The organism is Bacillus sp. 37MA (assembly GCF_000372765.1).
In the GTDB taxonomy this organism is placed as follows: Bacteria; Bacillota; Bacilli; order Bacillales; family Domibacillaceae; genus Domibacillus; species Domibacillus aminovorans.
Window position 1 is genome coordinate 1575828 of the sequence record NZ_KB889752.1, and the last position, 13868, is coordinate 1589695.

14 protein-coding genes and 1 riboswitch are annotated in these 13868 nt (G+C 44.2%); all 14 genes read right to left on the bottom strand.

Annotation, left to right across the window (positions count from 1 at the left end):
- Positions 1–171: 171 nt before the first annotated feature.
- Positions 172–1074: a homoserine kinase gene (gene thrB, locus A3M5_RS0108895; protein WP_018393410.1), complete on the bottom strand. Its 903-nt coding sequence runs from the start codon at positions 1072–1074 to the stop codon at positions 172–174.
- Entirely contained in the window at positions 1071–2135 is a 1065-nt protein-coding gene (gene thrC / locus A3M5_RS0108900; protein WP_018393411.1) for a threonine synthase, read from the bottom strand. The genes thrB and thrC overlap by 4 nt, the downstream gene beginning before the upstream one ends.
- A complete protein-coding gene (locus tag A3M5_RS0108905; RefSeq protein WP_018393412.1) occupies positions 2135–3436 on the bottom strand; it encodes a homoserine dehydrogenase in 1302 nt (433 codons plus the stop codon). The genes thrC and A3M5_RS0108905 overlap by 1 nt, the downstream gene beginning before the upstream one ends.
- 152 nt (positions 3437–3588) lie before the next feature.
- Positions 3589–5079, bottom strand: a complete 1491-nt coding sequence (locus A3M5_RS0108910) for a glycosyl hydrolase family 28-related protein (protein WP_018393413.1) — start codon at positions 5077–5079, stop codon at positions 3589–3591.
- Positions 5080–5126: 47 nt separating this feature from the next.
- Positions 5127–5891 (bottom strand): NRDE family protein, encoded by a 765-nt coding sequence (locus tag A3M5_RS0108915; RefSeq protein ID WP_018393414.1) that lies wholly within the window; start codon positions 5889–5891, stop codon positions 5127–5129.
- 77 nt (positions 5892–5968) lie between these two features.
- On the bottom strand, positions 5969–6325 hold the full coding sequence (locus A3M5_RS0108920) for a DUF779 domain-containing protein (RefSeq protein ID WP_018393415.1): 357 nt from the start codon (positions 6323–6325) through the stop codon (positions 5969–5971).
- A gap of 18 nt (positions 6326–6343) precedes the next feature.
- Positions 6344–7861, bottom strand: a complete 1518-nt coding sequence (gene adh / locus A3M5_RS0108925; protein WP_018393416.1) for an aldehyde dehydrogenase — start codon at positions 7859–7861, stop codon at positions 6344–6346.
- 184 nt (positions 7862–8045) lie between these two features.
- Positions 8046–9032, bottom strand: a complete 987-nt coding sequence (gene dapF, locus A3M5_RS0108930; RefSeq protein WP_018393417.1) for a diaminopimelate epimerase — start codon at positions 9030–9032, stop codon at positions 8046–8048.
- A 162-nt stretch (positions 9033–9194) separates the two neighbouring features.
- Positions 9195–9665, bottom strand: a complete 471-nt coding sequence (gene ribH, locus A3M5_RS0108935; protein WP_018393418.1) for a 6,7-dimethyl-8-ribityllumazine synthase — start codon at positions 9663–9665, stop codon at positions 9195–9197.
- 2 nt (positions 9666–9667) lie between these two features.
- Positions 9668–10876 carry a bifunctional 3,4-dihydroxy-2-butanone-4-phosphate synthase/GTP cyclohydrolase II gene (locus A3M5_RS0108940; protein ID WP_018393419.1) on the bottom strand — a complete coding sequence of 403 codons (1209 nt, stop codon included), beginning with the start codon at positions 10874–10876 and terminating at the stop codon, positions 9668–9670.
- A 12-nt stretch (positions 10877–10888) separates the two neighbouring features.
- Complete coding sequence (ribE, locus tag A3M5_RS25345; RefSeq protein ID WP_018393420.1) at positions 10889–11536, bottom strand: riboflavin synthase; 648 nt, start codon at positions 11534–11536, stop codon at positions 10889–10891.
- Positions 11537–12619 (bottom strand): bifunctional diaminohydroxyphosphoribosylaminopyrimidine deaminase/5-amino-6-(5-phosphoribosylamino)uracil reductase RibD, encoded by a 1083-nt coding sequence (gene ribD, locus A3M5_RS25350; protein ID WP_018393421.1) that lies wholly within the window; start codon positions 12617–12619, stop codon positions 11537–11539. It abuts the gene before it with no gap.
- A 138-nt stretch (positions 12620–12757) separates the two neighbouring features.
- Positions 12758–12898, bottom strand: a riboswitch (FMN riboswitch).
- Between the two features lie 44 nt (positions 12899–12942).
- Complete coding sequence (locus A3M5_RS22700) at positions 12943–13662, bottom strand: FTR1 family iron permease (protein WP_018393422.1); 720 nt, start codon at positions 13660–13662, stop codon at positions 12943–12945.
- Entirely contained in the window at positions 13547–13864 is a 318-nt protein-coding gene (locus A3M5_RS25785) for a hypothetical protein (protein WP_196803557.1), read from the bottom strand. The genes A3M5_RS22700 and A3M5_RS25785 overlap by 116 nt, the downstream gene beginning before the upstream one ends.
- Between the last annotated feature and the right edge of the window lie 4 nt (positions 13865–13868).

Genomic DNA, 13868 nt, shown 5'->3' on the forward strand with positions numbered 1-13868 from the left:
ATTGGCCATTTTAGCAAGAAAAAAAGACAGCAACGATCGCTGTCCAATATCGGATGTGAAATTCAGTCCCAAAGAGGGGGTTATGAGAATGAATCTCAATTTCAATTATAGCGAGATTTGATGAATTGTCAACTCTCATTCAACATATTTTCTCAAAAAAATCCGGCGAAATTATTCGCCGGATTGAATCCATTCTGGTCCTATAGAATCCACACTGAGCTCTAGCACATCACAATCATTGAACTTCTCGCGAAATTGACCCGCAATTCCTTGTCCTTTTCCATGTGGAGCAACCGTTAATACAGTTGATCCTGCTCCGCTGATGACCGTTGCATAAGCTCCATGGCTTCTTGCAAGTTCGCGCGCGGGAACAAACTCTTTAATGAGTGATGTCCGGAACGGTTCGTGGAACACATCACGCTCCATCATGCGGCCGGCTGTTTCGTAGTCGTGTTGCATAAATGCAGCGACGAGCATGTTTGAAACAGCACTGCCAAGCACCGCGTCTTTACGGGAAAATGACGCTGGCAATACATTGCGTGCGTCTTCTGTTTTCAACTCATATGGCGGGATAAGTGCTATTAAGTCAATGTCCGGTGCCGGAAGCTTTACCATCTCTGCCGTTTCCCCGAGTGATACACCGCATACCATCCCCCCAAAAAGAGATGCACCGATGTTATCAGGGTGTCCTTCAAACTGGTCGCCAATATTGAGCTTTTCCGCATCAGTCAGCTGTAAACCCGCAAATTTATCGGCAATTTCAATGCCTGCTGCAATCGCTGCGGCACTGCTGCCGAGACCGCGGGCAAGCGGAATATCACTTTCTAAAATCGCTTCAATGGGTGGCATAACGACGCTGCGAAGTTCGGCTGTTTTTTTTGCAACAACCGCAATTAAATGCTGCTCGTCTTCTGGAAGTCCGTTTAAAAGAGCCGAGCGGTGCGAAAATGCCCACCGGTCAGCTTTTTTTACTTCTACGGTTAAATAAAGACTAAATGCTAGGCCGATTGAATCAAATCCAGGCCCTAAATTAGCCGTACTTGCCGGCACTTTTAAAAGGCCGGATGACATCATGCCTGCACAGCTCCTTTAATGAAATTAAATACCGCTTCTTCATCGTTTGGAAGAACAGTTGGTTTTTTCTCAATTTGCGCAATTGCTGTTTGTGGATCTTTCAATCCATTCCCTGTCAAGACAGCGACGATATTAGCCCCTTGCTCGATTTCACCTGATTTGACATGTTTAATAATACCCGCAATCGACGCGTTTGAAGCCGGTTCTGCGAAAATACCTTCTTCTCGTGTCATCATTTCATACGCTTCTAAAATTTCAGCGTCTGTTACAAAATCAATTTTCCCATTCGACTCGTCTCGTGCTGCCTCAGCAAATGCCCAGCTAGCTGGGTTTCCGATACGGATGGCAGTTGCGACTGTTTCCGGCTGCTCAATTGGCGCACCTTGTACGATCGCTGCTGCACCTTCTGCTTCGAAACCATGCATGCGCGGAAGACCTGTACCGAATTTTTCATTATATTCTTTAAAACCTTTCCAGTAAGCTGTGATGTTCCCAGCATTACCGACTGGAATTGCAAGTACATCTGGTGCTTGGCCAAGCTGATCGCACACTTCAAATGCTGCTGTTTTTTGACCTTCGATACGGTATGGGTTTACCGAGTTGACGAGCGTAATCGGTGATTTTTCGCTAATGTTGCGAACCATTGCTAATGCTTCATCAAAGTTCCCTTCGATTGCGACGATTTCTGCACCATACATCATCGCCTGAGCCAGTTTGCCCATTGCGATTTTACCGTCAGGAATAACAACAATTGTTTTCATGCCAGCACGTGAAGCGTATGCCGCAGCTGCAGCTGATGTGTTTCCTGTTGATGCGCAAATAACCGTGTTGCTGCCTTCTTCTTTCGCTTTCGCAACAGCCATTACCATCCCGCGGTCTTTAAATGAACCGGTCGGATTCGCGCCTTCTACTTTAACATGAATGTTCACACCCAATTTTTTCGAAATATTCACGAGTGGAATAAGCGGTGTATTTCCTTCCATTAATGAAAGCATCGGTGTGTTTTCGTTCACCGGTAAAAATTCTTTATATTGATGTAGTAAACCTTCCCATTTAGCCATTATTTCGCTCCTTCTCCTTCAACGCGGTAGAAACTTTCAACTGAATGCACAACCGCTAGATCTTTAATTTGTTCAAGCATTTGACTGTAGTTTTCCATCGATGCTTTATGTGTCACGATGACAATTTCCGCCGTTCCTTCTTTATCAAGCGGCAACTGGAGAATTTTTTCAAAGCTAATTGAATTAGATGAAAATAGTTTCGTTAGTTCTGAAAACGCACCGACTTCATCACGCACATGAAGACGGATAAAGTATTTGGCGAATTTTTCTTCCGCGCTTTTCAGCTTTTTTTCAAATTGAGGCGCTGAAATGCTTTTGCCGTTCACGCCAAGGCGCATATTTGTTACAACGGCAATAAGATCGCTCACAATCGATGTTGCTGTTGGCATACTACCGGCACCAGGTCCATAAAACATCGTCTCACCGACCGCTTCCCCGTATACATACACCGCATTGTATTCATTATTCACTGATGCCATTGGGTGATTATTTGCAAGGAATGTCGGCTGTACACTTGCTTCTACGCGTTCATCGGACTGATCCGCATAGCCGATCAATTTCATCGTGTAGCCAAGTGTCTGACCGTGTTTCAAATCGCTGTCTGAAACCGTTGAAATGCCGCTCACATCTACGTCTTCAAGCTCGATATTCATGGAGAACGCAAGACGAGCTAGAATCGCCATTTTACGAGCTGCATCCAGACCTTCCACATCAGCAGTCGGATCGGCTTCCGCAAAACCAAGATCTTGCGCTTCTTTCAATGCCACTTCATATGACATGCCTTCTTTATGCATTTTTGTCAAAATAAAGTTTGTTGTTCCGTTTACGATCCCCATCAATTTTTGGATTTTATCAGAGGCTAGGCCATCTGCTAATCCACGGATAATTGGGATACCACCGGCTACACTCGCTTCATAATAAAAATCGCAGTCGTTTTCAGATGCTGCTTTTAATAGCTCAGAGCCATATAGCGCAACTAAGTCTTTGTTCGCAGTGACGACATGTTTCTTTTGATTCAATGCATCTAGCAAATATTGCTTCGTTTCATTAATACCGCCCATTACTTCGACGATCACATCGATATCCGGATCGTTAATGACATCGTATGGATCAAGTGTTAATGACTCTTTCGACAGATTTACATCACGCTTTTTGTCCACGTTTTTCACAAGTACTTTTGTTACTTCTACCGGGCAGCCGACGCGATGAACGAGCTGTTCCTGATGGTTTTGAATGATCTTCACGACGCCCGTTCCAACCGTTCCAAGACCGAGTAATCCCACTTTTACGTTATCTTTCATCTAAACGTCACCTCGACTATGTATTTGTATGATGTACATTTGTTTTTACATAGTAGACATTATATCGGTATTTTTTGCTTTTTACAACCTAATGTTTTCGCAAAATAGAATTTTTCTGTCTTTTCTTATCTTAAAGAAATGTTTGTCTGCTTTCAAGCAATTGTTATATTTTTTGACGGTACCACGTTCACATCTTTCGCTACATAGAACGGTTTTTGACCGCAATTTTTGAAAACGACGTCTTTAATGGATACATCCTCTGCTTTTTGTGCACCACCGAATACTTTTAACGCAGGGGCCGTTGTTTGAAAATCTTCCATGATAACGTTCTGCACATGAACATGCTTTGATTTGTATTGAATCCCCGCTATAGGCAAGCCTTTATAATTATAATCAGCGTTTCCGATCGCCCGCATACCGTTAATGACAACATGTTTGTACGCAGAAATGGTCAGCGCACGCGGCTTTGAACTTGTATATAAATCTGTGTAGATTGGATGAACAGATACGATGCGCGTCGCGGTAATAAAGCAGGCTGTTTTGGAATCGGGGTCCGTTTTACTATGGTGGCCGATATGACGGAAATTGTATGAACGGTTATCATTGACAGACAGGTGACCAGTAATATGAACGTTCGCAGCCGCCGAACTCGTTGCATGGGCTTTCACTTCCACACCTCCAAAGCAACGTGCTGATGCATTGTTGATCAGCCACACATACCGCGAACCATCATCTGCTTCGAATCCATTTGAATTAGAAAAGCCTTTTTGATGGCTTCGTCCAGATGGATCGCACATGAAACAGTTCGAAACGAGGATATAGTCGCTATGGTGCGTCGTCACGCCATCATCGCCAAATCCCGACCCTGTGCAGCCATCAACCCAAACATATCGACTGCCGCCTCGCGCCCGGTGGCCGTCTCCTGAATAATCATACAAAGTGGACGACACATCATAACAGTGCAGACCCGGATTTTTTGCATCACAGTTTTTGATCCAGCCATATTCGACATTGGCGAATGTTAAACAGCTTGAACGGTTATTGCCGCTCGATGATTTTTCATCAAGTTGAAGTCGCTCTATGTTCCAATCAAATGTGATTCCTTCAATCAAAATATGGTGGTTACCTTTCACATGGTTTTCATTTGTCATCACAAAGCTTCTTTTCGGTGCAGTGTCACGCAGTTTCAATACCGTTTTCCCCGCCCCCGCTCCTTTTACAATTGTATAAGATGGCACGTGAAGTTCATCAATAATAAATATGCCTTCCGGAATATAAACGGTCCGTTCACCGCCCGATAAAGCCGTCTCAATATCGCTGTCTGCTTCCACATATACTTCTTTTTTCGCTTTTTCCTGTAACACGTCCCATTCTTTATCAAGTGTTTCTTTCCAATCCGGATACACACCATTTTTACCCACAATCGTATGATGCATCTTCATCGGCTCTTTTGTTTTTGACCATACTGACTTGATTTTCGTCAAAATCGATTCTTTCTGTTGAGAAGGTTCCCACTTAGCAACCGATTCAAAAAATAACCGATCTGTTTCGGCAACCATTTTTGCTAAAGACTCATTTTCTTCAAAATATGCGTTAATCAATGTGGCATTATCATTTGGGTTATGATGAATAGTTAATGGCATATTTTTCTCCTTTTGATTTGAATTTTGCATACAATGTATTTAGTTTTTTAAAATGAAATACATTGTTCCCGTTCAAATACGCCTGCTTCAAATATTCGTTCGATCCAATTGATTGAATTATCCTGCTTAATCAAAACAACCGTTGAACTGCGAGTGCCATAGTCGTTGTTTTCACTTTTAATAAACGCTGGTGACAGCATTCTTTCCCATTCAAGCGATACACCTGTCTGAGGAAGCTGTTCATCTAGCGCGCGTGTTTCGTCTGCAAGAAGAGCAAATAAACCGCTGTAATCAGCCTGTTCATAGTTATCTGCCCATTCTGCTAGTTTCTTCTTTGCTTTGATTGTTTTCGGCCACGGTGTATTCATAAATGCATTGCTGACGCTATGAATACCAGGCGGCAGCTCATAAGGCGGTTTATCAGATTTGCTGCTGAATGAATACATTGCTTCTTTCGTTCCAGCGATAACATTAAAACCGGGATAGCGTTCTTTTTCCCTATCCAGTTCCTCTAAAAACGTACGCGCATGCATTTCTCCTTCTAAAAAAGATCGAACGATATGACCACGGGATTCTTTCTCCACGGAAAACTCGGATGGATCACGGTAGTTCGTTAATGCACAAATGCGCCCTGATTTCGACACGCCAAGCCACGTCCCTCCTTTTGATAAATCCCTTCCCGCTAAAATGTGAGGTGCATCTTCCCACCAGTGTGACGGTGCAGTCGGCCGGTTATAAAATTCATCTCTATTTGCGGCAAGTACAAGCGGTACACCAGGTACAATTTGAAAAGCTATATTCACTAAACACATGACAATCACACTTTCTTTTTTTCTTTATTATGAGACATAAGAAAAAGGACTGTCCACCATGGACGTCCTTTTTCTGTTTATTGACCCAATTCTTGCCGCTCCTCATCGGTAAAGATGCGTGAACGTGTTAAAAATCGTTTCCCGTGAGGCCCTTCAAGTGAAAACATGCCACCGTGCCCATCGACGACGTCAATAATAAGCTGTGTATGTTTCCAATATTCATATTGCGCCTCGCTAATGTAAAACGGACTACCACCAATTTCACCGAGTAGCTTGTCCGAGTCTCCAATCAAAAACTCGCCGTCCGGATAGCACATAGGCGCGCTTCCGTCACAACAACCGCCTGATTGGTGAAACATGAGCGGGCCGTGCTTTTCCTTAAGCATATGAATCAATTCAATGGCAGCAGGAGTCGCCGTTACACGCTCTGTCATCATTTTTCACCTCATTTTTTAAAAGAAACCTTGTGCGTCTTCTGAGTAGCTAACGAGCAAGTTTTTCGTCTGTTGGTAATGGTTGAGCATCATTAAATGATTTTCACGGCCAATACCTGACATTTTGTAGCCGCCAAATGCAGCATGTGCCGGATATTGATGGTAACAGTTCGTCCAGACACGTCCTGCTTGAATCTCCCGTCCAAAACGATACATGCGATTAGCATGGCGTGACCAGACGCCGGCACCGAGTCCATACAACGTATCATTCGCAATTTCAAGCGCTTCTGCTTCATCTTTAAACGTCGTGACGGATAAAACGGGGCCGAAAATTTCTTCCTGGAAAATACGCATTTTATTATGGCCTTTAAAAACAGTCGGTTTAATGTAGTAACCGCCTTCAAGTCCCTCAATTATATTTTTTTCGCCGCCTGTCAAACATTCTGCACCTTCTTGCTTCCCAATATCAAGATAGGAAAGAATTTTTTCCATTTGTTCATTTGATGCTTGCGCGCCCATCATCGTATCCGTATCGAGCGGGTGGCCTGTTTTAATTTGTTTCACTCGTTCAATCGCTCGTTCCATAAATTTATCGTAAATATTTTCATGAATAAGAGCACGCGATGGACATGTACATACTTCACCCTGATTTAGGGCGAACATAACAAACCCTTCCACCGCTTTATTTAGGAATGCATCGTCTTCTTCCATAATGTCATCGAAGAAAATGTTCGGCGATTTCCCGCCTAGTTCGAGTGTCACCGGAATTAAGTTTTGTGATGCATACTGCATAATAAGACGGCCTGTTGTCGTCTCACCTGTAAAGGCAATTTTTGCAATGCGTTTATTTGATGCAAGCGGCTTTCCTGCTTCGAGTCCAAAGCCGTTTACGACGTTAATAACGCCTGGTGGCAGCAAGTCTCCGATCAGTTCCATTAAGACTAGGATCGAAGCGGGTGTCTGCTCAGCCGGTTTCAAAACGACACAGTTTCCAGCGGCCAGTGCCGGCGCTAGTTTCCATACGCCCATTAATATCGGGAAGTTCCATGGAATGATCTGGCCGACAACACCGAGCGGCTCGTGAAAATGGTACGCCACTGTATCGTCATCAATTTGACTAAGTGATCCTTCCTGCGCACGGATCGCACCCGCAAAATAACGGAAATGATCAATAGCAAGAGGCAAATCAGCATTTAATGTTTCACGAACCGCTTTCCCGTTATCCCACGTTTCCGCAACAGCAAGCGTTTCTAAATTTTCTTCCATACGATCCGCTATTTTATTTAATATATTCGCACGGTGTGCTGGCGATGTTTTCCCCCACTCGTCTTTCGCTGCATGGGCGGCATCAAGTGCTAATTCGATGTCTTCTGCCTGTGAACGGGCAACTTCACAAAACACTTCACCTGTCACCGGCGTAACGTTTTCAAAGTATTGGCCGCCGACAGGTTCCGTCCACTGACCGTTAATATAGTTTCCGTATTTCTTTTTAAATGTAACTTTTGAACCTTCTTGACCTGGATTTGCGTAAATCATATCTCCATTCCCCTTTCGTTAATCAAATTGTTCATACACGATGGAACGATTATATAAAACGCTTACATTATCAAATTATCGTGTTTTATCTTGCATGTCAAATGATTCATCTTTTTATCAAATTAAGACGAATCGAGCATTTTTTTGTTTTATTTGATAAAAAAATCCAGGAACAATTCCTGGATTAAAAAACGTTTGTATGTAAATAGGACTCTACTTCTTCACGCAACTGATCATATGCGGCTTGCTCTTTATAAGCTTTCTGGTCTTTCAACTGAAAATGACGTGGGCTATCAAGTTCTAAGTGAGCAACCGCTTCAAATAAATACGTACCGTTTCCAATAAGGTCTATTGAATAGCGGCCCGCTTCGTGTTGGTGTACAACACAACGTACTTTCCCACCATTATTGTATACGTCAACCGGCGTTTCGTAATGGTTTAGACCAAGCTGGCATGTCGTTAATGTGGAAGCCGACATGGCTGTTCCGCACGCATTGGTAAAGCCGACGCCGCGTTCAAATGTACGGACATAAATGGCACTGTCTTTGATCGGATAAACGAAGCTGACGTTCACACCATCCGGGCAAATATCATTCGGACCGTTCAACATTTCAGCAATGCGTTTTTGTTCACCTGATGCGATGAATGCACGATCTCCAACCGCGATTAAATGCGGGTTAGGTACGGCAAGCGCCGAGAAACGAATCGAATCAGACAATTCCTCTACTTTTTCATCAAAAAGCCGGTCTTTGCTGATCGTCATTGGTAAAGATTCCAATTCGAATAATACCGGTGAAATTTCTACTCGGTACGCCGGCACACCTTCATAAATGTCACCATCACGTTTTACATACAAATTGGCTTTATTCGTCTCGACAACAATCTCATTACGTCCTAATTTATCGCACACATATCGTCCGTGCAATCGAAGACCATTTCCACACATAGATGCTTCTGAACCGTCCGAATTGAAAATACGCATTTTGGCATCTGCCTGACTGCTTTCCATGACAAATAAAATACCATCTGCACCAATTCCTGTTTCACGGTCGCAAAGCGCCAATGCCAAATCACGCCGGTTTGCTTCTGTAAATGTATATCCATGTGTCCACTCATCAATGAGTAAAAAATCGTTCCCTGACCCGTGGCCTTTAATCAACTGCAATTCCATGTCCATCGCCTCTTTCAACACATCTTTTTTCTATAGTATAACAAAGATTGCAACAGTCAAAAAGAATGATTCGCTCCTATCTTTCCTAACTTCGTTCAAAAAAGCTGCCGGACTAGCCGGACAGCTTAATGGACAATCTTATTCAAATGGATCGGATTTAGATTACGCGTCAAACGAACGAAGCAAGTTCGCCATTTCAATGGCTGAAATAGCAGCTTCCCAGCCTTTATTTCCTGCTTTTGTACCCGCACGTTCAATCGACTGTTCAATCGTATCTGTCGTTAATAAGCCAAAAATAACCGGTACACCCGTTTGAAGCCCTGCCTGTGAAATGCCTTTTGCTGCTTCATTGCACACATAATCAAAGTGAGCTGTCGCCCCTCGAATCACCGCACCAAGTGTAATGACAGCGTCGTAGTTACCGCTTTCCGCCATTTTTTTTGCAACGATTGGCAGTTCAAATGCACCTGGCACCCAAGCAATATCAATATTATTCGCATCGACCCCGTGACGAATGAATCCATCTTCTGCGCCGCTCACAAGTTTCCCTGTAATAAATTCGTTAAAACGCCCTGCAACGATTCCTACTTTTAAATCTGTTCCAATTAAATGACCTTCGAATGTTTTACCCATGATTATATCCCCTCTTCTGTTAAATTTAATATATGGCCGAGCTTTGAAACTTTCGTCTGCAAATAATTTCGGTTGTCCGCGTTCGGTATCATCTCAATCGGCACGCGTTCAGTCACTTCGATTCCGTACCCTTTTAAACCAGTTATTTTACGAGGATTGTTCGTCAGCAATTTCATTTTCGAAATGCCAAGATCCTGTAAAATTTGAGCACCGATGCCGTAATCGCGCAAATCATCTTTAAAACCAAGCTTTACGTTCGCTTCCACGGTATCATAGCCTTGCTCCTGAAGTTCATATGCTTTCAGCTTATTGATGAGTCCGATACCACGACCTTCCTGGCGCATGTAGAGAAGAACACCACGGCCTTCTTCCTCAATTTGATGGAGTGCCGCATGAAGCTGCGGCCCGCAATCACACCTGTGTGAACCGAAAATGTCGCCTGTTAAGCATTCCGAGTGAACGCGCACAAGCACCGGTTCTTCACCTGAAATGTCACCTTTCACGAGCGCGACGTGATCCTGGCCCGTTAATTCTTCCTCATACCCGACGGCGCGAAATTTACCGAAAGCGGTTGGCAGTTGAATGTCTGCTTCACGGCGGATCAATGATTCATGGCCGCGTCGGTAAGCGACAAGCTGTTCAATCGTCACAATTTTCAAGCCGTGCTTCTCAGCCATTACTTCAAGCTCCGGCAGACGTGCCATCGTACCGTCTTCATTCATAATTTCACAAATAACACCAGCCGGCTTCGCTCCAGCCAGTTTCGCAAAATCAACTGCTGCTTCCGTATGACCGGTCCGGCGCAGTACACCACCTGCTTTTGCGATCAATGGAAAAACATGCCCTGGCCGCTTAAAATCAGCGGGTACAGACTGTTCATCAACAAGCGCCCGAGTAGTATCGGCGCGTTCAAAAGCACTAATTCCAGTCGTTGTGGATATATGATCGATGCTGACTGTAAAAGCGGTTCCGTGGCTGTCTGTATTATGGTCAATCATCGCGTGCAAATTGAGACGGTTCGCAATATTCTCTTCAATCGGTACGCAAATAAGGCCTCGTCCTTCTTTTGCCATAAAATTAATCATTGCTCCGTCCGCAAGTTCAGCAAGTCCGAGTAAATCACCTTCGTTTTCACGGTCTTCATCATCAACGACGATAATCATTTTCCCATTCTTTAAATCCTCTACCGCTGATTCAATATCTGCAAACATCCCGTTCCCTCCTTATAAATAGCCGTTCTCTTTTAATAAATCCATTGTAACGCCTTCTTTTTGAGGTCCTTCTTTTTTCTCCAACATATTGCTGACGTACTTCGCGAGCATATCGCATTCAATATTAACCGGATCACCAATTCCTTTTGTGGCTAGCACCGTTTCATCACGTGTATGCGGAATGAGGGAGATTGTCACGTCGTTATCAGTCACGCCGAATAATGTGAGCGATGTCCCGTCAAGAGCAATCGACCCTTTGTATAAAAAATACCGGCCGAGATGCATTGGATACGAAATTGTCATATAAAGCGCATTTTCTTCTAGTTTTTTTGACGTAATATGCCCGACACCATCCACGTGCCCTGAGACAAAATGACCGCCAAACCGGCCATTTGCAGCCATGGCACGTTCTAAGTTGACCGACGATCCTGGTGTTAGCATAGACAAGGAGGTCGATGTAAACGTTTCAGGCATAACATCTGCTGTAAAATGTGTTTTCGTGAACGTTGTAACCGTTAAACAAACACCGTTCACTGAAATACTATCTCCTAATTGAACATCCGATACAATTTTTTTTGCGGCAATCATTAACTGAAGCGATTTGCCTCCTCGGACAATGCGCTCAATTTTACCAACTTCTTCAATAATACCCGTAAACATTTAAAGGTCCCTTCTTTCAGCGACAATTTTCAAATCCGGACCGATCATCTCAACCGATGTAAATTCGAGCGGCAGCGCTTCAGTCATGACCGATCTGCCGAGACCACCGAATGAAGACGGAGCAGACTTTCCGCCAATCAGCTTTGGCGCGACGTACATGATCAGTTTATTAAATGAACCGATGTCTAAAAAGGACGCGTTTATTTCCGCACCTGCTTCCACAAACAGCGTCATAATGTCCATTTTGCCGAGCTCATCAAGCACAGCGTCAACAGACATATTCGGCATGCGAATAATCGTCACGCCAGCATCTTCCAGCGCGCGTTGTTTTTTCGTTTGTGCATTGCTTGCACAAAAAATAATCGTTTTTGCTTCTTTGTTTTGAATAATGTGGAAATCAACTGGGACGCGTAAATGCGTATCCAGCAACACCCGAATGGGATTTTTTCCTCCGCGGGGCAAACGGGAGGTCAGGAGTGGATTGTCGTGTAAGACGGTTCCAATACCGGTTAAAATGGCATCGTGTTGCGACCTTAGAAGGTGTACATCTTCTCTGGCAGCATCGTTTGTAATCCAGCGGCTATGTCCTGTATGGGCAGCCGTTTTGCCGTCGGCGGTGACAGCGGTTTTAATCGTAACATATGGTCGTTTCGTTTGGATAAAATGAAAAAATGGTGCGAGTAACGCGTGTGCTTCTTTTTCGCAAATACCGGTCGTTACATCAATACCGGCTGCGCGGATTTTATCGATGCCTTTCCCTCCAACGAGCGGATTCGGATCAACAACGGCGATAAACACGCGGCGAATGCCTTTTTCAATAATAAGATCTGCACACGGTGGTGTTTTTCCAAAATGAGCACACGGTTCAAGCGTTACGTAAATGTCGGCACCTTTTGCATGATCGCCAGCCATGGCAAGCGCTGCCACTTCCGCATGAGCTTCACCGGCTTTTAAATGAGCACCCATGCCGATAATCCGGCCGTCTTTCACAACGACAGCTCCAACTGGTGGATTCGGTGACGTTTGATACGCAGCACCTTTAGCTAGAGTCAATGCAATATTCATATAATAATTGTCTTGCATGGGTACGCTCCCTTCTTTAAAAATATCCGCCAGTACACAAATAAAGGGGCCCTTACATTGAAAACAATGTGGGGCCCCATTTTAGCATCAATAAATAAGCGTTTTCAATACTAATTTCAAAAATTAGCAAACGCGTCTTATCCTTTCCTCCCATCCAGACTTTCACTGTCGGCTCTGGAATTTCACCAGATCCACCGCACGATTGCGGGTCACGGACTGAGGGGCATATGTGGCCCCATCACCGCCGGTCGGGAGTTGCACCCTGCCCCGGAAAGGTATTATTCGAATGTTGTATTTATTATGAACTTAGTTTGATCTTTCTGTCAAGTAAGTGATTCCTGTTTTTTTATCCAAATGGCCATCGCTGCAATAAGTATGAGTAGTACAATTTGTGGCACGACGGTTTCTATTGTCGGATACAGGCCGATCATGTCGATAAACGGGACGTATGACGCTTGATGTGTATCGATCGCACCCGCCACTTGAAGTGAATGAATGCTTTTGCCTAAAATTTTAAAAGCTCGCACATAAATGAACATTGCTGCACCGATGAAAAAGGGGCGAAGCGGAATTTTGACGCTGTATTTCATCACAAGGAAGCCCGCTGCAGAAACGACGATGATCGCAGACACAATACCTGTTACGAGAGCACTGACGCTCATATTTGGCGCCATGCCAGCATAAAAAATAATGGTCTCAGCGCCTTCACGAAAAACAGATAAAAAGCTGATGACGGCAAAAGAAACGATGCTGCCAGATGCAGCAGCTTTCCCCATAGACTGATCGACGAACCGCGTCCATTTTTTCATATTCGATTTTCCGTGCATCCACATGCCGACACCAATCATCATAACAACAGCGGCAATACCTGCAAATTCTTCCATATATTCGCGTCCTGAAGCACCACTCAATCCACTGAAGAGGTAATTAAGAATAAGCGCCATGACGATACTTGCACCGACACCTCCAGCGGCACCAATCCAGATCCATTTTTCCGCAGCCGTCTGGCCTGTTTTCGCTAAAAAGGCAACGAATGATGACAACCGCTTCCAGTCCTTCTCGAAGCAATACTAGCGCCGCATCCCACCACGTATAAGATGATGTACCTGTAAGCAGAATGACCCTGTCGTACAGATCCGCAATGATGTCCGCGGCTTTTTCGGCACCGCCATTGGCAGATGATAATATACCTGCCGCTTCAGGAATACGCACTTCAATGTCGCTATATAAACTTGCTTCTTTCACTTGG